Genomic DNA, 20,578 nt, shown 5'->3' on the forward strand with positions numbered 1-20,578 from the left:
TAGTTTTTCTCAATTAATATCGATTAGTTGCGTTTATGGTTAAACAAAAAGCGGTCATTGAAAATAGAATAAACCATGATCTGCCCTGCCATAATCGAACAAAACATCAATAATGCTGACATACCAATACTGGGGATAGGCAATATTGCAGTGGCAAAGAATGACTCACTGGCACCAACGATGATCCGGCTTCCTGGCACTAAAATGATCACCCCTTGGATAATATACACTAACGCAGGCACTTTACGTGCTTTACCGGCTAACAGCCCATAAAGAGTGATAATCATGGTGCTAATCCAAGTGCCGATAACCCAATCAGAGGTAAACCAATGTGGCCCCCACATGCCAACTGCAGCAGCGGGCAGGCCAATAATAATGTCTTGCCAACTGGCATTAAAAATCAGTCCAATCGCAACCGATATGCCAATTAACGCCAGAATATGCAAACCTAAAGGGATTTCATTAATAAATGGCGCAGCGGCTACATGGCCGACAAGCAAGCTTGATAAACCTAAGCCCATCACCACGCCAATGAATATTTTTATTACCACCAAACTACTTTGGGCCAATAACTCTATGCCTGAGCGAAAGTCATTTAAGGCAAGACTGGCTAAACCATTGGTGACAGTAAGTCCTGGAATAAACAGCACAATGGATGAGATGCATAAAGCTAACACCGGTAACTCAGGAAATTGAGCGGCTAATATCCCCACCACAAAACTGGCAATAAACGCCACAATGAACTCAACCAGCATTGCTCGCTGCCCGGTGCACATTAGTTGAGCTAACCAGGCGATTAACCCTAAAAAAACCGAAATCATTGCCGCAAGATACGTGCTCCCCACCAGCATCAAATAGCAAGGCGGCAGTAATAGGTTGGCAATGCCTAAAGTAAAATTCGAGTAACTCGGCACCCCTTGATAGTTTTCTTTTGAGTGTATTGCCTTTAGGGTTGCCACCAAATTGCGTAAATTGACTGACGGTGGATTTTTAGTTTGCATCACCATTTTTTGAGTGGGTTGCTCGAAAATGGTCACAATTTTAGTTGGGGTAACATCAATGGCGATATCTATCTGGTGATGAGCCGCATAAGACTGAGTATATTTCGCCACTGAGTATGGTGCGCACCCTGATTGATGTAATCGATCTGAAAATGATAAAACATCATCATACTGTTGCTGGGTTGGGCTTTTATCTTCCATTTTTTTATTCTCGATAAGTCAGCAAAAAGTGGTTCTGAGGGCTTAGTTAAATCATAGTAGCTAAATGATAATTGCTACATAATAGTAGCGAACTCATTCACTTCATAATCTGAAATAGAGGGTCAAACCCTTCAAAAATGAATCCTTTCATTGAATTAGCAGTGGTCGCGATAATCTCCACTGCAAAACATGCGCTAGCCGGTGAATTTCTCGCTTAACCCTAGGCGGGCTATCTCTGTGTGATATAATCATCGATTGAAAGATTTATAGCGTGTTTAAATGCATTAGATCAGCGCAGTCATTCAACGCTTATTAAGTCTTTGTCTTCATTCAGGTCATTATTCATGGTTAAGTGCATGAAAATCCGCTGTATGAATCATTGAAAGTCGGGACAGGGTAATTTTTACCATTATATGGAATATACATAAGCAATTGTTACAGATTAATTTTATAAGGTATATGAACTAGATGGCATTACTAATCGACGATAGCTGCATTAACTGCGACATGTGTGAGCCTGAGTGCCCTAATGAGGCCATCACCATGGGTGAAGAGATCTATGAAATTGATCCTGCGCTATGTACCGAATGCGTAGGCCACTATGCTAAACCGACCTGTGTTTCGGTTTGCCCTATTGATTGCATTGATCCTGATCCCAGCCACGCAGAAACCCCAGCTGAGCTGCAATATAAATATGAAGTCATTACAGGTAAGGTTTAACCCTTAAACTACATGACAAAAAAGGCGCTAATTAGCGCCTTTTTTGATGTTTATATTCATCCCATGTCTAACGCTCATCATCTGAGCCATTATGACTGAATATTACGCCGTTGCGGCTGCCTGCTCATTAGCATAGCCTTGTAACGTTTGTAGCGTAATAGCTAACTTTTCAATGCTAAGCTTTACCGCTGCTGGTAACGTATCAAGCTCAATACCGAGCAATAAGTTTTTCACTTCAAGGCCGAGTTCGGTATCGCCTTCAATACGCAGCTTACGTTGAAAAAATAACGTGTCAGGATCTTCTTTGGCCGCAGCAACCAGTAATAACTCAGGCACATTGGCAGTAAAAGTTACATCGGCTTGCGTCAAAGGACGTAATAATAACTGTTGATCGTAACTAATTTCAAAGTTGAGCGCGATGTCTTGCACACAAATAGCAACCCACTTACCTTGCAGAAAATCTAACTCACCAAATTTAATTTGTTCACTTAACGAAAGTGACAACATCTTAGCCAGAATATCCAACTTTACCTTTTCAGGGACAACAGCAAGAGACTGGGTGGCGACTTTAGGGGCGATATTAAGCAAATTTTTAGCAACCTTTCCTGAAAAACCGAAAGACATTCATACTCCTACACTGACAAGATTCCAATTTAAGCTAGTTTACTCACATTTTATCAATTGAAACCTGTTTCAAATCAAATCATGTGATGTCATTCAACTTTACACTCACTTTCAATCGAAATTTGAGAGAGAGAATATGGAACTCTTGTGCCCTGCAGGAAATTTAGCCTCATTAAAAGCCGCTTTTAGAGCGGGCGCTGACGCCGTTTATCTAGGTTTAAAGGATGATACTAATGCCCGTTCATTTGCAGGTTTAAACTTCACCCCAGAACAACTAAAACAAGCCACCAAGCTTGCCCATGCCCAAGGCAGAAAAGTATTTTTAACCTTAAATACTTATCCAAAACCTGGAGAGGAAAGCCGCTGGTATCAGGCAATAGATTTAGCCGCCCAGCTGCAAATGGATGCACTTATTACCGCCGATATATCCCTGCTTCATTATGCCAGCAACCGTTATCCACATTTGCCATTGCACCTTTCAGTGCAAGCTTCGGCCACCAATCAAGCCGCACTCGATTTCTATCAGCAAAATTTTAATATTGAACGCGCGGTATTACCTAGAGTGTTATCAATGAAGCAAGTGCGTGACCTAGCCAAATGCAGCTCGGTAGAGTTAGAAGTATTTGCCTTTGGTAGCTTGTGTATTATGGCTGAAGGACGTTGTCATTTATCGTCTTATGTCACTGGCCAATCACCTAATACAGGCGGGTCTTGCTCGCCAGCAAAAGATGTGAGATGGCAAGAGCAAGGCAACCAATGCCTAACTAGGCTAAATGACGTGCTGATTGATACCACAGGTATTGACCAACAACTTGGCTACCCCGTGGTCTGTAAAGGCCGCTACATTGCCGAAGCGGATACCAAAGCCGATTACCTGTTAGAGTCGCCCACCAGCTTAAATACCTTAAGCCTATTACCTCAACTTGCCCAAGCTGGGATCAAATCGCTAAAAATAGAAGGCCGTCAACGCAGCCCTGCATATGTAGAGCAAGTAACGCGGGTTTGGCGAGAAGCGATTGATAGCTATCAAAACAATCCTAGCGCTTTTAAAGAGCAAGCCAGATGGAATCATACCTTAGCCAAGGTATCTGAAGGACAAGTCACCACATTAGGAGCGTACGAGCGTCAATGGCAGTAAATAACAATATGAAAATCTCACTGGGCGCCATTAGCTATTGCTGGGACAAAGACACCACGGAACAATTTTATGACAGGGCAGCGCAAAGCCAAGTTGATACTATTTATTTAGGTGAAACCGTCTGCAGCAGACGTCGATTAATGAAATTTAAAGATTACTTCGACATTGCCACTATGCTCAAGCAGTCTGGCAAAAATGTGGTGCTTTCAACCATGGCATTAATCGAGGCACAATCTGAGCTTGGCGAACTTAAAAAGTATATCGATAATGGCGAGTTTATTATTGAAGCCAATGATATGGCAGGCGTGCAATTGGCCTCTGAGGCCAAACTGCCGTTCATTTGTGGCCCAACCATTAATAATTACAATAGAGCCAGCTTAGATATTTTGCATAAAATGGGTATGCAACGCTTTGCTATGCCATTTGAATTATCAAAGTCATGGCTTAAAACCGTGATTGGTGAGGGCGAAAACACGCCGCAATTTGAAGTGGAAGTCATGGGCCATGGTTATATGCCACTGGCGCATTCAGCGCGCTGCTTTACTGCCAAACACTTTAATTTGAGTAAAGACAATTGTGAGACCATTTGTCAGCAACACCCAAAGGGGATTTTGGTGCAAACTCAAGAGCATCAGGATTTACTGAGATTAAATGGCATCCAAACTCAATCGGCTTCATTTGTTGATTTAACCGCTGAAATGATGCAAATGCAGCAAATGGGGGTGAACTACTTTAGAGTATCACCTAGCCAATTAGCCTGTATTGAGCTTGCAGATGAACTCACAAAGCGCTTAGCAAACAGTGATGAGACTCAAGATGATATGGCGATGGAAACTCGCGAGTTTGCTAACACAAAATCCTGTAATGGCTATTGGTTCGGCGGCGCTGGTTTACAAAAAATCTAGTTAACACCTTAGTAATCGGGGCTAATGCAAGGCAGTGAATAACGCTGTAAGCTTTAGCCTCTTTGCTTACAAGTCTTTTTACTTACAAGGCTCTTATAACAAGTCTCCTACTGACAAGGCTCTTACTTACAAGGCTCTTACTTACAATTGCCCAAGAGTCATACCTTTGGCTTAGGCTTATCTGCTTTACTTTGCCCCTGGGGCAGAAAATAGCAGCGGCAAATGCTCAAAACCCACAGCCATGTAGTTATGATGCTTAGCCAAAATAAGATGGATAACCACCAAGTTTGTGGCTTAGGAGACTGCGACACAATGGCTTGAAATAGTAGTCCTTCAGAGAGCGGGTTCTCACCTAAACTCCCACCCCAATATGGCCAAGTTAAAATCGCGCCGTGGATCACCGCAATCAAACCAGCAAACACCAATGGCAGCATATATTGGGCTTGGCGCATAATGATCCCGTTAACCAGTCCCAGTAGCGCACTGATTAAGCCAAAGTAAATAAAAATAGACACGGCTTGAATATGTAAATGGTAAACATTAAGGGGAAACAGCCCTGTGGCAGCTAGGGCAAGAAAAGTCACGATAAGAGCCAGCCAAAATAACCGACCAGTAATGGTACGGTTTATTTGTAGGCCAAATAAAGCACTCATCGTCAGGCTTAAGCTACCAAAAAATAGCCCGCCATTAATCAATAAGGCAGAAGAAGAGCGGTTGTAAGTCCCCAGTTCACTGATTGAAAATTGCAGTAAACTATACTTATCACCATGCTGCATATGCTCAATAAACACAGATAAACCTATGCCGATAAAAAGCCCTATCAAGCCTAATAAACCAAACAGGTAAGCTAATCGAGCAATTTTTTCCGTTTTACTTATTATCACAGCGTATCTTGTTCCTTGTAAATTAGGCTCTATCATACTTAATCGCCTTTGATAAAAACGCTATCGACATCTAATGTTTAGTATTCAGTCAATTAACCACGTCAATATAGAGGGCACGACCCAAACAACCTTACAACGTTCTACTCACCCATTGTAATAACAAAACACCACAGCAACAACAACTACATAACACTATGATTACAAACAAAATAATCCGTGCAATTCGGTTGGGAAACGATACAATATAGATAAGCATAAAAAGCCCATAACTATTCGTTTTAGTGAATAGTTTTACTTAGAATAGATAAGCAGGTAACCTTGCCTCGCTTAGATATCCTATGAATGGACATACAGCATTTCCCATAAGACGGTTTGATTAACTCAACCATGATTATTTAGTTAATTGGTAAGGCATAGACAAAGTGACTCAAGAAAAACCAAAATATAATCTCAAAACAATACTTACCTTTATCATTCCGTCACTTATCGGATTGTTATTGTTTATGACACCTATTAGCTACGACGGCTCAATCACCATTCCGATTGCTATCGTATCAAAATTTGTACAAAACCAATTCGCCGATATATTACCTTTAATCGTAACCTGTATCGTAGTCTTTATGGCAATCGTGTCGGTGCTTACTAAACTAATAAACCCAAAGTTAGTTCGTAAGAGCCCGTTTTTGCATTCGCTGCTGAATGTTTCACCATTTTGGTTATTAGTACGCGTCTTAGGGGCAATATTCATTGTATTAACCTACTTAGAGATCGGTTCAGAAGTGATTTACTCAGCTGATACCGGAGCCTTGGTACTCAATGACCTATTACCAGTACTACTGTCAGTGTTCATTTTTGCAGGCATGCTGCTGCCGTTACTGCTTAACTTCGGTCTATTAGAATTTTTCGGTACCATGCTGACCAAATTAATGCGTCCAATCTTCAACCTTCCAGGAAGAAGTGCCATTGACTGTATGGCATCATGGTTAGGCGATGGCAGTGTTGGTATTTTAATGACCAACAAGCAGTATGAAACCCGTCTTTATACCGAGCGTGAGGCGGCCGTAATTGGTACTACCTTCTCAGCGGTATCTATTACTTTTAGTTTAGTGGTTATTTCTCAAGTCAAACTTGAGCATTTATTTGTGCCATTTTACTTAACCGTTTGTCTCGCTGGTTTTGTTGCCGCTATCATAGTGCCTAAATTACCACCGCTATCATGGAAAAAAGATTTATATATCGACAACACCCCACGTCACCCAGATGATGAAATGATCCCACAAGGTCATGGCGTAATGTCTTGGGGCTTTGAGCAAGCGATGAATAAAGCTTCGCGCGCTGGTGGGGTTAAACAGCTATTAACTGAAGGCGTTAAGAACGTGGTTGATATGGTGTTTGGTATTATTCCTGTGGTTATGGCCATTGGTACCATCGCATTGGTATTAGCTGAAAATACGCCGATTTTTAATTATCTAGGTATGCCATTTATTCCACTGCTCGAATTACTGCAAATACCAGAAGCCGATGTTGCATCGACAACGATTGTGGTTGGCTTTGCTGATATGTTCTTGCCTTCAATTTTAGCCAGCTCAATTGAGTCAGACTTAACTCGCTTTGTGATTGCAGCCCTATCAGTAACCCAATTAATTTATATGAGTGAAGTCGGCGCATTACTTATTGGCAGTAAAATCCCAGTTAACTTCTTCGAGTTGTTTGTGATTTTCATTTTGCGTACCTTAGTGACATTACCGGTTATCGCCCTTTGCGGACACTTACTGATTTAGTCGCTTGATTCGAGTCATAAAGTAAATACAAAAAAGGAGCCACTGGCTCCTTTTTTAATGCTTAACAAGTTTTGTTAATCCATTTATTAATCAATTTAGTTAATCAGTTCTAATAACTCATGAATGGTTTTAATCGGATGGATTTTAGCGCCTAGCCCTTCCATTGATTTATGGTAGTTACGATGGGGAATATACACCTCGGTAAAACCATGTTGCACCGCTTCTTTTACTCTCGGCACACCACTATCAATCGGCCTAACATCACCATTTAAACTTAGCTCTCCCATAATGCAGGTGGTTCTGGGCACCACAAAGTCATTTAAACTGCTGAGTAATGCCGTCACCAAGGCTAAATCAATACAGGTTTCTGATTCATCAATCTTCAAACCACCCACCAAATTAAAATAAGTATCATGATAAATCTTGGTGCGAGTATGCTTGCGTAATATCCCCGTGAGCATTTTAATCCGGTTCATGTTTAACCCCACACAAACTCGCTGCGGAAACTCGCCTTCAGTCTCAGTGGTTAGACATTGAATTTCTAGCAATAAGTTACGGTTGCCTTTACGGATACAGGTAATGGCCGCGCCGGGTGATTCAGTGGTTGAGCCCGAAAGGAAAATCTCACTGGGGTTATCAACACTTATCATACCGCGCTCGGTCATCTTAAAAATGCCCACGGTATCCACATCACCAAAACGGTTTTTATTGGCTCTTAGAGTTCTAATTTGGCCGTCATTGCATTCAATATGGGTCAGACAATCGACAATGTGAATAAGCGTTTGCGGGCCGGCAGTTTCATTGTTTTTATTAACGTGCGCCACTAAAAACATGGTGACATTATTTTGCTTACAATACTGGGTTAATGCCTGCGCGCAGCTTTTGACTTGTGAAGGCGAGCCAGGGCTGCCATTGGCGCTTTCAGACACCACCGCTTGGATTGAGTCGATAACAGCAAACTTTACCTGTTTAGCGTCCAGCTCAGCAATAATCGCCTCAACGCTGGTTTCAGCCATTAAATATAGGTTCTCTTCGTTATAACTGAGCTTTAAGCGGTTAACACGATTTTTGAACTGCGATAGTGACTCTTCAGCAGTACAATATAATGAAGGCATAACTTGTGACATGCGGGCAATTAAATCGGACAGTAAAGTAGTTTTACCTGCACCAGGATCGCCTGAAATAATATTCACTGAGCCTGTGGTTAAGCCACCGCATAAGACCCTATCAAGTTCACCAATGCCGGTAAGCATTTTTTGGGCTTCAAACTCTTCCACTTCATGAAGTTTTTTTGAGCCGCCGCCGACAGAGCCTGCATAACCAGCTACCGAATTGGTCGACGATTTAACCGCAGAAATGCGCACTTCTGATATGGTATTCCACTCTTGGCAGGCATTGCACTGTCCTTGCCAGCGAGGAAAATCTTGTCCGCACTCATTACACACATACGCTGTTTTATTTTTTGCCATAGATCACTTTTGTCAGATTGCTGCTTATGGGATTTAAGCACTTATTAATTTATTAAATTTACACAGCTCAATTGTTAAGCTAATGGCGCCAAAATCGCATTATTACCTTAGCTTTAACAGACACCTAGACTAATTTTGTATAAAGTAAGCCTGATGCTAGCCGATAAGATTACCAGTCGAGCCTGCAATTATCACCTTTATCTGAGCCCTCAATAGAAAAGAAGCCATGAGTTTAGAAGAGCACAGTCAGCTTATAGAGCAATTAAAGCCACTTTTAATGGAACCTGATTTTAAGGATGCCTTTGAAATGTTTACGGCTGACGAATCAAACTCGACTCGATTTTTATTGAAAATGGAATTAAATCGCATTGCGGTGATTTGTACTCGGATCATTGATTTACGTGATAAAAGCGATCTTGAATGTGAAGAGGTTCAGGTTGGAAAACTACGTCATTTTCTCGATGAGCCAGCAAAGCTTTCCTTGCTAGAGGCACTGCAGCTGTATCGCAATAAGTATATCGTTGGCGTTTATGAGCATGTACTCAACCAGCACAAATTACGCAAAGAAAAAGCCCGCCAAAACAATCAGCAACCCGTAGCACAAACCTCCCAGTTAATTGTGCCTGGGGTGGTTTTAGGCAGCTATTTTAATCGTAGCGAAGAGCGAATGAATTACAGTATTCGTATTTCAGCCTCACAAACAGGTGGCCCCGAAGTTAATGGCGCCAGCTTAGATTTATCTGTCGGTGGCGCGAGAGTTCGCTTACCTGCTGACATTCGCTTTGATCAAGATAAGCCGCTGCGTATTAAATTACTTGAATTAAACGAAGAGTATTTTTTTGACGATCTCCAAAAAGGCATCGACTATAAAATCGTCGATATACAACACAAAGATGATAGTGCCATATTGCGCCTATGCCGTATTGGAGAAAGTAACGAGCTCGATAACTTATTAACCCAGCTGATCCGCAGTTACCGCTTTCGCTATAAAGTGGATGTCAACGATGTGATTGTCAATGCAACCGGGCTTGGGTTTGAACGCCATTATTTACCACTATTAGCTCACCTCCCCATTTATATCAGTTTAAATGACGGTAAACCGACCATTAGCCATTTGCTATTAAGTCAAGGCAACCAAGCTTCATTACAATATTTTCAAGATGAGCAAGAGATTAATCAGCTACCCGGTTTACTGACCAATAATCGCTTAGTCAATCTCATTAAGCACCCACAAGACAGTGACCATAGTTTATTTTTTTGCTTCACCTACCAAGCAAACGACACAATCCAATACTTTTCAGCCTCGCTTTATGAGTTAAAGCAACATGATGCCTTAGGGTTATTCCTTGGCTTTGGCGCAAGCAAAACTAGTTGGCGAGTGTTCAAAGTAAGCCAACAAAGCATTGACCATAAACTGAATTATAAAACCTCGACGCTACCAGGGGATGAAACCCACTACTCAGCGCTAGTAGAGCAACAACTGGCAGGCTTTAGCTACGTGCTGCAGTTAATCGATTTAACCAATGAGCAGGTTCAATCCGATTATCAAACCTGGTTTAACCCAAGTGATAACGTCAATAAGCTTAAAAAGTTTAACCAAACTAAGCTCAAACAAAACAGCATAAAACGTCTATCAATGCCCTTTAGCGAGCGACGACGAGAAGCGCGCTATGCCTTTAAAACCTTGGTAGATATTGAGCACAACAACCATAAAACCCGTGGGATAAGCCATGATATATCCACCCGTGGGCTGCAGCTTGCTTTAGAAGATAATCTTAACCTCAAAAAGCCTACAGATGTGTTACTTAGTTTCCCTAAACTGCAGCAAATTGCAGGCAAGACATCACTGTCAAACTTGCCATATCGATTGATCCGCAGCCGTAATCATGACCAAACCCTGCATTTGTCGGCCAACATTGGTCACGAACCCCATGCTGGAGTTGAGTTTATCAATAAACTCATTAATCATAATCGGGATAAACTTGAGCAATTATCAGATAGTGAAGGCGAGTTAAAAGAGCTAGCCGATGGCATGAAAAACTTACTCCTAAGACAGCTGGCTAATGTGCCCTTTTTTGTAGAAAAAACGCAAAAATCGGCGCAACTATCATGCTTAGGGATCGGCGTTAAAACTGATGCTATTAGCCATCTATTTGCCGCTGGCTCCACTAAACCATTAAATTATAATTTGACGCCATTATTTAATGAAAGCCAGTTTAAGCAGCTAATTATTAATCCAGTTCGAGCAATGAAGCCCATTGATGGCCTGAAATATATAGAGATATTCCTGCAGGTGTCTCGTCAAGGTAGAGGAGCAATTAACATTCAATCTCAGTTAGTCAACGACTTCGCTAGCCGAGATGCTCAAATTGCCTTTGTGCGCCACGCTAAAACTGTTGGCCGCTTTGTGGCATTACGAGTTTATTATGGCGCAACTGAAAAGCCAGACATGAGCTATATTCGCCGCGAAATGGAATATATTGCCACCCATGCTTCCCACAGAGCAAAACAGCTTGAAGCCCAGTTATGGCGGGTTTTAGGAGCCGGAGAACTGTTAGAGATTAGTGCTGAAGTTGAAATGAGATATCCAGAGTTACACCAAGTCTAAATACCCCAAATCTGAATGACTCAAAACCTGAATGACTCAAAACCTGAGTTGCTCAAAACTTGAAGGCTCCTAGCCTAAGTGCGCTAATGCTAAACCAAAAGTGCGCTAATGCTAAACCAAATTGATACACTAATCTCGACAGCGCTAATAGAGTATATATTGCAATCACTTGGTTTGTATTACTTCAGCTAGCGCTTATCGCTGCAGTTTATTTTTAAGTTGCTACTTAGCCAAACTGTCATACCAGCTTTTCACTAACGGGAAATGATCATCTACTGCGGATTTGTCGGTTAACATGCCTGCATGGGTGTAGTCCCGCTTAAAGCCGCGATGTTTAGCCAGTAAAGTATACTCAGCTGCCACCATCTGACACTCACCCATCATATCTTGCACATCTGAAGGGTTACCTAACACGCGGTCCTTTTTAGCGGCTAAAAACCAACAAGGCGGCCAAGTCACCTGCCTAGCTGCAGCGGCATAATCAAAGTTATCATGGCAATCTACCCAATCACCTTTTACCCAATCTATGGTTTGCCTTAATGATTGCCGGCTTTCATTGTCCATACCCATTCGATATTTATCTGCCGCTAAATAGCCATCCACTTTTGACAAAAATGGCGCCAACCGATTCCAAAATAAATCCACCATCATGGTTTTACGCAGAGATTTAATTTTGATGGTTCTTTTACTACCAAAGGTGACAAATGAAGCCACTTGAGTACGCACCTTAGCTAAGCGAACATAACAGCTCGCCATTAACACCCCGCCCCATGAGTGCGCGCACCAATGCACTTTACTTGCTGATGAATGCGATAAAATAAACTCATTGGCAAGGGGCAGCTGCTCTAAAATCACTTCGGTTTGACCTAAGGAATAGGCCGCGCTGATTTTAGGCTCACTTAAGCCTCTGCCTGCCGTATCGAGTATATACACATCAAAACCTTGCCTAGCAAGATAGCAACCTAAGCCTTTGCCCGAGGCACTGTAAAATACCCGTCCATTTGACATTGCGCCATGTAACATCAAAATTGGCATGCCTTTAGCCAAGCTAGGGTTTGCTTTGATATGCCGAATATGAAGGCGACCATTTCGATAGGGAATAAAATGTGACTGCTGCATGGGAATGAATATGACTATTTTGAGTGTATGAACTTAATACGGTAATCAGTGTAAATGTTAATTACAAGTTAATTAGAGTAATAAGCCTAATCAAGATAAAAAATGGCTCACTTAAAGTGAACCATTTAAAAGTGCTCTCAGCCAATATCTAAACAGCTAAGAGTCGATGCCATTGATGCTTGCAGCTCTTTACCCTTGCAGTGTTTTTAGGCTTGCAAGTAATACACAAAGTAATAAACAAAGCAGCGTAAATCCAAGTTATTGATACTGGTATCGGCAGCTTTTAGTCACTTAGGTTAAACCGTCATTTAACATTATGCTTGCAGTGTTTTTAGGCTTGCAAGTAATACACTAAGCAGCGTAAATCCAAGTTATTGATACTCGCATCGGCTGCAGCAAGCAGTTTCGGCTTAGCATGGAAGGCAATACCAAAATCAGCAGCATTAACCATAGGAATATCGTTGGCGCCATCGCCAATGGCCAGCCGTTGCCCTGCAGCAATTTGCCAAGTGGCACTGCACTTATCAATCACATTGGCTTTATATTGGGCATCAACCACATCACCTGTTACTTCACCGGTTAACTTACCCGCTTCAATAACCAGCTCATTGGCGTAAGCGGCATCTAAATCCAGTAAATCTTTTAAATAGCCCACAAATGGGGTGAATCCGCCCGAGGCTAACACTAACTTCCACTCGTTAGACTTTAGCTCTGCCACTAGGCTTTTAAGTCCTGGCATCAAAGGAAGTTGCTCACATAAAGTGCTGATAATACTCTCATTGGCGCCTGCAAGCTTACTGACCCTTAAGCGTAAACTCTCTTCAAAGTCTAATTCCCCTTGCATGGCCCTTTCGGTGACTTCTGATACCGCCTCACCCACGCCAGCCATCACAGCTAATTCATCAATACATTCTATTTGAATCGCGGTGGAGTCCATATCCATCACTAATAGACCCGGTTTAAATAAGCTCGCTAGCGGCGCGGTTATATTGAGAAGTTCTGCTTTTACCTGCTGCGGAAATTGACTCATCAGTGTCCCTAAAGCTGAGGTTGAGGCAAGTTCAAAACCTTGTAAATCGTTATGTCTCATCAAAGGCGTAATCGCGCAGTCTTGGGTTAACTTTGCCAGCCAGTCATTAATGGCCCCAAAAGATTGCGCTTCAAATACCACTCTAAAACGATAAGGGTACTTAACCTGAACATTGTTAAGATACTCGTCTTCAAAATAACGAGTTAAAGTGACATGATTATGGCTATACGTCGCATCAAATGTTGAGAATAACCACGTTAATGGCTGAATATTTACCTGAGTTTCCATGGACTGCATTTCCCCAATGATTGCGACTATCTACAATGAATTATTTCGATTAGTATTAATTAAATAGAAAAATGACCAAGGATTAAAGTGATTTTTGTTAAAGGTCTTAAAAAAAGCCAAAAAATCAGCAGATTAATTCAAATCAGCATTGCTGTAATTTTATTATTTGCTTTAGTGCATTTATGGAAGTCGAGCCTTAATAACGGTCAGCAACTGCTGAGTTCGCAAACCCAAATCATGGCGCGCTTATTAGCTCAACAAGTGGCCAATGGCGCAGCCCCAGCAATGCATCTACAAAATGATGAGCAACTACAATGGCTAGCCAATGCGCTCGTGCTCGACCCAAAAGTGATGTCAGTGAACATGTACAGTACTCAAGGGGTAAGGCTGGCGTTTGCCCAAAGCGTATCAGACATCGAATTTGACGCCGATGATAAAGTACTAACTGAGATGTTATCGCCCTACCCACCTTTAATTGAAAACGTGCTTCAAGGTGACAATAACTTAGGCTATATCGAGGTGAGGTTAAACTTACATATTTTCTTTGATGAATTAAAAAGCCACTATCAAGAAAATATGAAGCAACAACAAATTATGCTGATTATTGCAGGTATTATTGGTTTGCTGCTGTCGCGGGTCTTTTCGTTTAAACGCGCAGATTTCGACCGACGTAAAACTCGCGCCAAACAAGGACGTAAAAATAGCCAATTAGTGCAAAAAAGCTTGTCTGAAGAAATGCATCAACTTGAAGATAGCCGGACTGAACCGGCAGATGTGGATGACCAAAGCGCTAACCCAAAATCATCACTGATAACAGAGTCTGATAGCGATGAAAATATGACTTTTAAACAAGAGATACTAGAAGCCGAAAACCTCAGACTTGATGATAAAAGTAAACCCAATTAACCATTAAAAAAAAGCGTAACTGATAAATCAGTTACGCTTTTTTACGAAATAATAAACGTTAAACTACAGAGTAACTACTGCATCTAATGTCATGATAATCATTTCGTTGAAAGTATTTTGACGTTCATCAGAAGTGGTTTTTTCTCCGGTTCTGATGTGGTCAGAAACTGTCACTACGCATAATGCTTTAGCGCCAAGTTCGTGTGCAACACCGTAAAGGCCTGCCGCTTCCATTTCGACCCCAAGTACACCCATTTTTTCCATGGTATCGAACATAGAAGGATCTGGAGTGTAGAATAAATCAGCAGAGAAAACGTTACCTACACGCACTTTAGTTTCGTGCGTTTTAGCTGATTCAATTACCGCATTCATTAAGCCATAATCTGCAATCGCAGCAAAATCTTGACCTTTAAAACGTAAACGGTTTGCTTGCGAGTCAGTACAAGCGCCCATTCCGATAATCACATCACGCACTTTTACGTCAGTGCTAATTGCACCACATGAACCCACACGGATTAGGTTTTTAACGCCGTAATCAGAAATAAGCTCATGCGCATAAATAGAACATGATGGGATACCCATACCAGAACCCATTACAGATACGCGAGTACCTTTATATGTTCCAGTAAAACCAAGCATGTTACGTACATCAGTAACTTGCTCTACATTTTCTAAAAATGTTTCAGCAATATATTTTGCACGTAATGGATCGCCTGGGAATAAAACTGTTTCAGCAAATGCACCGTCAACAGCATTAATATGTGGTGTAGCCATGGAAAAACCCCTATATTTTTATCGTATATCTTTATATGTGGGCAGCAAAGTCATCCCCTTCGCTGCCGGACGTGATTCTACTATATTTATTAACAGATTAACCTTAGTAGATAGCATTTGAATCATCAATTAATGAATGATTCGCCATAATCCATAGGTTCAAGCTTAAAATACGTCGCAATAGACTGCCCAATGTCGGCAAAACTGTTTCTACGGCCTAATGAACCGGCAGCTAACCCCGCGCCTAAAGCAATCACAGGAACACGTTCGCGGGTATGCTCGGTGCCAACCCAGCTTGGATCGCAACCATGATCGGCTGTCAGTAATAACAAGTCATCAGGGTTAAGTAAGGCTAATAACTCTGGCAAACGTTGGTCAAAGTATTCTAAAGCTTTGGCGTAACCGGCAATATCACGACGGTGTCCGTAGTGGGAATCAAAGTCAACAAAGTTAGTAAATACAATGGTGTTATCTTCAGCACGCTTGATTTGCTCAAGGGTTGCATCGAATAACTCTTCAAGACCTGTTGCCTTAAATTTCTGGGTAATACCGCTGTTAGCATAAATATCGGCAATTTTACCAATACTCACCACTTCACCACCGGCATCTTTAAGCTTATCTAATACCGTTGGCGCTGGCGGTAATACCGCATAATCATGTCGATTACCTGTACGGGCAAAATCTTCAGGACCCGAGCCCACAAATGGACGCGCAATCACGCGGCCAATATTGTAAGGCTCTAGCTCTTCACGGGTAATTTCGCACAAACGGTATAGGTTTTCTAAACCAAATGATTCTTCATGACAGGCAATTTGAAAAACTGAATCAGCTGAAGTATAAAAAATTGGCTTACCGCTGCGCATGTGTTCTTCGCCAAGTTCTTCTAAAATTGTTGTACCTGAAGCATGGCAATTACCCAAAAAGTCGGTTAAGCCCGCACGTTTGAGGATTTTATCCGTAAGCTCTTTTGGAAAAGAGTTGGTTAAATCAGAAAAGTAACCCCATTCATACAATACTGGCACGCCAGCCATTTCCCAGTGTCCACTAGGCGTATCTTTACCTGAGCTTAATTCATCCGCATGGCCATAAGCGCCAATCACGTCGATATTATCAGCGAAACCATCGGCGAATTTACCCGTACTTTCAAAACCTAAATGGCCTAGACCGAGCTTTGCCAGGTTTGGCAGTGTTAATGGTCCTTTTCGGCCAATATCGGCTCGGCCTTCAGCACAGGCTTTAGCAATATGACCAAAGGTATCTGAACCTGTATCTCCGAATTTTTCAGCATCAGTGGCAGCACCAACACCAAAAGAATCCAACATTAAAATAAATGTACGTTTCATAATTTTTACTCCATTATAAATCTGAAGCGCGGATATAACGGTAGATTTCAGGCGTCTTTTCTGGCGCAGAATCTTCAATGTTAATCGCCTGCTGAACGGCAGCAGAGGCTTCTTCGAAAGCGGCTTCAGATTGAGCATGTACCATGGCGATAGGCTTATCAGCTGATATCTCATCACCTAATGCACATACTTCTGTTAATCCAACGCTATAATCTAATGCGTCGCCAGGCTTTCTGCGGCCACCACCTAAGGTCACTACCGCTAAACCTAACTCTCGGGTATCCATGCTATGAGCAAAACCCTGTTTGTTGGCATACACAGGACGAATAATTTTCGCCTGTGGCAAATATTTGTCATAAGACTCAACAAAATCTGCTGGCCCGCCAAGGCCTGATACCATACGGCCAAAAATTTCAGCCGCTTTACCATTATTTAAAACAGTATTTAATTTTGTACGTGCGTCAGCATCATTTTGCGCAATGCCGCCAAGTACGAGCATTTCAGCACATAAGCCCATAGTGACTTCGTAAAGACGTGGGTTACGGTAAGCGCCAGTTAAAAAGTTAATCGCTTCACGCACTTCAACCGCGTTACCGGCACATGATGCCAATACTTGGTTCATGTCAGTTAATAAAGCGGTAGTTTTAGTGCCAGCACCGTTTGCCACTGCTGTAATACTGCGAGCAAGTTCTTCAGAGGCTTCATAAGTAGGCATGAATGCGCCGCTACCGACTTTGACGTCCATTGCTAAAGCATCTAGCCCAGCTGCGAGCTTTTTAGAAAGAATTGAAGCGGTAATTAACGAGATAGACTCAACGGTTGCGGTATTATCACGGATTGAATAGAAACGCTTATCGGCTGGGACTAAATCACCGGTTTGGCCAATAATGGCAACGCCAGCTTCTTTAACTACTTTGCGAAACAACTCACTTGATGGCTCGGTTTGGTAACCAGGAATGGCATCAAATTTATCTAAGGTGCCGCCAGTATGACCAAGGCCGCGACCCGAAATCATCGGTACATAACCACCACATGCCGCCGCCATTGGGCCAAGCATCAGGCTAATGACATCACCAACACCGCCGGTGCTGTGCTTATCAATAATGGGGCCGTCAAGTGACAGTGCATCCCAGTTTAATACAGTACCTGAGTCACGCATACCTGTGGTTAAGGCAATACGTTCATCCATGTTCATATCTTGAAAATAAACAGCCATACCAAAAGCGGCTATTTGGCCTTCTGAAACGGTATTTTGAGTAATGCCATCAACAAAAAATTGAATTTCAGCTGCGCTTAATGCATCACCATTACGTTTTTTACGAATAATTTCTTGAGCGAGAAACATGCTACTTCCTCCAGCAAGATGAATTTATTGAGCCATCTTGCTACAACAATAAGGCACCGAATGGGCTAAAATGATCCATTCGGTGCATGCTAAATCGTTATGTCAAAACCGTACAATACTAACTTTGATTAGTAACCTTGTGCACCAGCAGGCGCATCGGCTAACTCAAGAGTATGAAGTAAGCTAGTTAATAAGCTTGAAGCGCCGAATCTAAAGTGTGCCGGAGTAACCCAGTCAGCACCTAGAATGCGTTCAGCTAAACCTAAAAACTCGGCAGTTTTAGCCGCGTCACGTACACCACCGGCTGGTTTAAAACCAACATTGGTGTTCTTTTCGCTAATCACGGTTAACATGATTTCAGCCGCTTCAAGTGTGGCATTAACCGGTACTTTACCGGTTGATGTTTTGATAAAGTCAGCACCTGCATCAATTGAAAGCTCAGATGCTTTACGAATTAACGCTGCATCTTTTAACTCACCTGATTCGATAATCACTTTTAAGATAGCTTGATCGCCACAGGCTTCTTTACACGCTTTGACTAGCTCAAAACCTAAGCTTTCGTTGCCAGCCATTAATGAGCGGTATGGAAATACCACATCAACTTCGTCTGCGCCGTAAGCGACTGCGGCACGGGTTTCTAATACTGCGATAGCAATATCGTCATTACCGTGTGGGAAGTTAGTCACTGTGGCGATTTTGATGTCTTCACAATCAAGTTCGTTTAAGGTTTTACGAGCGATAGGGATAAAACGAGGGTAAATACAAATTGCAGCGGTATGTCCAGCAGCAGTATTCGCTTTATGACATAAATCAATGACCTTTTGGTCAGTATCATCATCATTTAATGTGGTTAAATCCATTAATGAAATGCCAAGTTGTGCTGCTTTTTTTAAATCACTCATGTGTGCTCTCCAAAACAAAAAATAAATTAATCTTGTTATGGCAATGCAATTAAGCTGGCATTAGGGTGTTGATGGGGCCGGGCCTTCGAGCATTGCCAGTAAATAAATTCATAAATTACTGAACTAAGTATTCAATCTGATAACGAGTACCACGACTTGAATCCTTGAAGACCGGAAGAGGTGAAACAAAGATTATTGTTTCATCCATTCCGCGAAAAATCCGTTTTAGCGCGCAAATCAATCCAAATTAATGACAAGCTAATATCACTTATTTGGACCTTAATATTTATCTAAATACACTTTAGCAAATTCTACGGTATATTTAAGTAAATACTAACATAAATTAATAAAAAAATAGAGCCACACAAGTGTGGCTCTATACTTTCAAGCAATCTTAGAACTTGTAAGTTGCTGTGAAGTAATGTGCGAAACCGGTAGTTTCTAGACCGAATGTACCTTCATCTTTAAGAAGGTAAACGTCTTTATACGCTTTTAAGCCGTAACCTAGTGCGTAGTTGTCTGAATGCCAATGTAAACCGAAATATGCCGCGCCACCGTTAGAGGTGAAAGTAGTGTTGTAGAATGAACCATCGTCATTATACGCATTAACTTCATCTGCACCGAACTGGTAATCAACATAGCCCTGGAAAGAAATAAAAGTACCGTTATCAAAGTTAACCACTGGCTTAAACCAGTTAGCTGAGAACTGGTAACCGTTCCACTCTTTGGCATTTAGGTCGTAGAAACCGTATAAGTTCATGCCAGTTTTACCTAACCATGGAACCATAACGTCAGCACCGATACCAACTGAAGCGTTGTTTACGTCACCGTCGTAAACGTTGCCATTTTTATCAGTACCAGAGATAGCGCCGCCACCGAAGTTGAACAAAGTTGAGATGTAAACTTCTTGAACTGGGCCAAAAGAAAGGTCTTTGCCAGTGATTGCATCAAGAGAAAAACGTGGAGCAAACTTCATGAACATCTTGCTAGCACCAGCGCCTTTGTCGCCATAATTCTGGTTAGTGATGTTAAAAACATCCACGTAGCCATACAGATCAACAATACCAGCGCGACCACCAAATTCCATTTCTAAGTAGTCATGGCCATTATCAGTAGAACCATCGCGTGGAAGCTCATTTACTGCGTACATTGCGTTGAACTGCATCCAGCTGTAATCGCCAGAACGTAAATCGGTACGGTCAGCAGCCATTGCTGGTGCAGACATTGCAGCAACAGTTGTTGCAGCTAAAGCTAAAGTTTTAACGTTTTTCATTATCAACCCCATTGATATTTGTTTTTAACCACCTACATGGATGGCGTTTTTTATAAACGTTCGCATTGTACCTATTTCGGCCAAAAGCTCAATACAAAAAAGACAAAATACGAATACTTAATCCCAAAATGTGAACAATGTCGCTACTTTTAACTAACAACCAATAATTAAATAATCTATAAAACTATTTATATGCCCAATATCATTATATAAAACCTTAGCAAGTAACATACCATAAACAGCTGTAGCAAAAGTTGATTAAGTAAA

General features: G+C 41.8%; 17 protein-coding genes. 6 read left to right on the plus strand and 11 right to left on the minus strand.

All coding sequences use genetic code 11. From position 1 onward, the window contains the following. Positions 1-23 precede the first annotated feature (23 nt). Positions 24-1,202: a threonine/serine exporter family protein gene (locus tag Q4591_RS06410; RefSeq protein WP_055023739.1), complete on the minus strand. Its 1,179-nt coding sequence runs from the start codon at positions 1,200-1,202 to the stop codon at positions 24-26. 468 nt (positions 1,203-1,670) lie between these two features. On the opposite strand from Q4591_RS06410, the gene Q4591_RS06415 reads away from it, so the two are divergent. Beyond that, positions 1,671-1,922 (plus strand): YfhL family 4Fe-4S dicluster ferredoxin, encoded by a 252-nt coding sequence (locus Q4591_RS06415; protein ID WP_055023738.1) that lies wholly within the window; start codon positions 1,671-1,673, stop codon positions 1,920-1,922. 102 nt (positions 1,923-2,024) lie between these two features. Here Q4591_RS06415 and Q4591_RS06420 read toward each other — a convergent pair whose 3' ends face one another. Next, positions 2,025-2,546 carry an SCP2 domain-containing protein gene (locus tag Q4591_RS06420; protein WP_102477172.1) on the minus strand — a complete coding sequence of 174 codons (522 nt, stop codon included), beginning with the start codon at positions 2,544-2,546 and terminating at the stop codon, positions 2,025-2,027. Between the two features lie 136 nt (positions 2,547-2,682). On the opposite strand from Q4591_RS06420, the gene Q4591_RS06425 reads away from it, so the two are divergent. After that, positions 2,683-3,684, plus strand: a complete 1,002-nt coding sequence (locus tag Q4591_RS06425) for a peptidase U32 family protein (RefSeq protein WP_102477171.1) — start codon at positions 2,683-2,685, stop codon at positions 3,682-3,684. Between the two features lie 8 nt (positions 3,685-3,692). Further along, positions 3,693-4,589 (plus strand): U32 family peptidase, encoded by an 897-nt coding sequence (locus Q4591_RS06430; protein ID WP_303460086.1) that lies wholly within the window; start codon positions 3,693-3,695, stop codon positions 4,587-4,589. Between the two features lie 158 nt (positions 4,590-4,747). Here the strand turns inward: Q4591_RS06430 and Q4591_RS06435 are convergent, their stop codons facing one another. Further along, entirely contained in the window at positions 4,748-5,509 is a 762-nt protein-coding gene (locus tag Q4591_RS06435; protein ID WP_303446469.1) for a hypothetical protein, read from the minus strand. 467 nt (positions 5,510-5,976) lie between these two features. Here Q4591_RS06435 and Q4591_RS06440 point away from each other — a divergent pair, with 467 nt between their 5' ends. Next, a complete protein-coding gene (locus tag Q4591_RS06440; RefSeq protein WP_102477222.1) occupies positions 5,977-7,254 on the plus strand; it encodes a YjiH family protein in 1,278 nt (425 codons plus the stop codon). 95 nt (positions 7,255-7,349) lie between these two features. Here the strand turns inward: Q4591_RS06440 and radA are convergent, their stop codons facing one another. Then, a complete protein-coding gene (gene radA / locus Q4591_RS06445) occupies positions 7,350-8,723 on the minus strand; it encodes a DNA repair protein RadA (RefSeq protein WP_102477169.1) in 1,374 nt (457 codons plus the stop codon). 226 nt (positions 8,724-8,949) lie between these two features. On the opposite strand from radA, the gene Q4591_RS06450 reads away from it, so the two are divergent. Then, entirely contained in the window at positions 8,950-11,331 is a 2,382-nt protein-coding gene (locus Q4591_RS06450; protein WP_102520100.1) for a PilZ domain-containing protein, read from the plus strand. Between the two features lie 222 nt (positions 11,332-11,553). Here the strand turns inward: Q4591_RS06450 and Q4591_RS06455 are convergent, their stop codons facing one another. After that, positions 11,554-12,450, minus strand: a complete 897-nt coding sequence (locus Q4591_RS06455; RefSeq protein WP_102436190.1) for an alpha/beta fold hydrolase — start codon at positions 12,448-12,450, stop codon at positions 11,554-11,556. 331 nt (positions 12,451-12,781) lie between these two features. Further along, the gene (gene serB, locus Q4591_RS06460; RefSeq protein ID WP_102436192.1) at positions 12,782-13,768 is read right to left on the minus strand and encodes a phosphoserine phosphatase SerB; all 987 of its coding nucleotides are present in this window, start codon (positions 13,766-13,768) and stop codon (positions 12,782-12,784) included. An 87-nt stretch (positions 13,769-13,855) separates the two neighbouring features. Here serB and Q4591_RS06465 point away from each other — a divergent pair, with 87 nt between their 5' ends. Beyond that, on the plus strand, positions 13,856-14,674 hold the full coding sequence (locus tag Q4591_RS06465; RefSeq protein ID WP_102436194.1) for an AhpA/YtjB family protein: 819 nt from the start codon (positions 13,856-13,858) through the stop codon (positions 14,672-14,674). 63 nt (positions 14,675-14,737) lie between these two features. On the opposite strand, the gene deoD is transcribed toward Q4591_RS06465, so the two are convergent. The 5 genes from deoD to Q4591_RS06490 form a co-directional block, all read right to left on the minus strand. After that, on the minus strand, positions 14,738-15,448 hold the full coding sequence (gene deoD, locus Q4591_RS06470) for a purine-nucleoside phosphorylase (protein WP_076543293.1): 711 nt from the start codon (positions 15,446-15,448) through the stop codon (positions 14,738-14,740). A 125-nt stretch (positions 15,449-15,573) separates the two neighbouring features. Further along, positions 15,574-16,791 (minus strand): phosphopentomutase, encoded by a 1,218-nt coding sequence (locus Q4591_RS06475; RefSeq protein WP_102436196.1) that lies wholly within the window; start codon positions 16,789-16,791, stop codon positions 15,574-15,576. A gap of 13 nt (positions 16,792-16,804) precedes the next feature. After that, positions 16,805-18,136 carry a thymidine phosphorylase gene (deoA, locus tag Q4591_RS06480; RefSeq protein ID WP_102436198.1) on the minus strand — a complete coding sequence of 444 codons (1,332 nt, stop codon included), beginning with the start codon at positions 18,134-18,136 and terminating at the stop codon, positions 16,805-16,807. Between the two features lie 128 nt (positions 18,137-18,264). Then, on the minus strand, positions 18,265-19,038 hold the full coding sequence (deoC, locus tag Q4591_RS06485; protein WP_076543290.1) for a deoxyribose-phosphate aldolase: 774 nt from the start codon (positions 19,036-19,038) through the stop codon (positions 18,265-18,267). A 394-nt stretch (positions 19,039-19,432) separates the two neighbouring features. Then, on the minus strand, positions 19,433-20,311 hold the full coding sequence (locus tag Q4591_RS06490; protein WP_303446835.1) for an outer membrane protein OmpK: 879 nt from the start codon (positions 20,309-20,311) through the stop codon (positions 19,433-19,435). Positions 20,312-20,578 lie beyond the last annotated feature (267 nt).

The organism is Shewanella sp. 3_MG-2023 (assembly GCF_030548765.1).
In the GTDB taxonomy this organism is placed as follows: domain Bacteria; phylum Pseudomonadota; class Gammaproteobacteria; order Enterobacterales; family Shewanellaceae; genus Shewanella.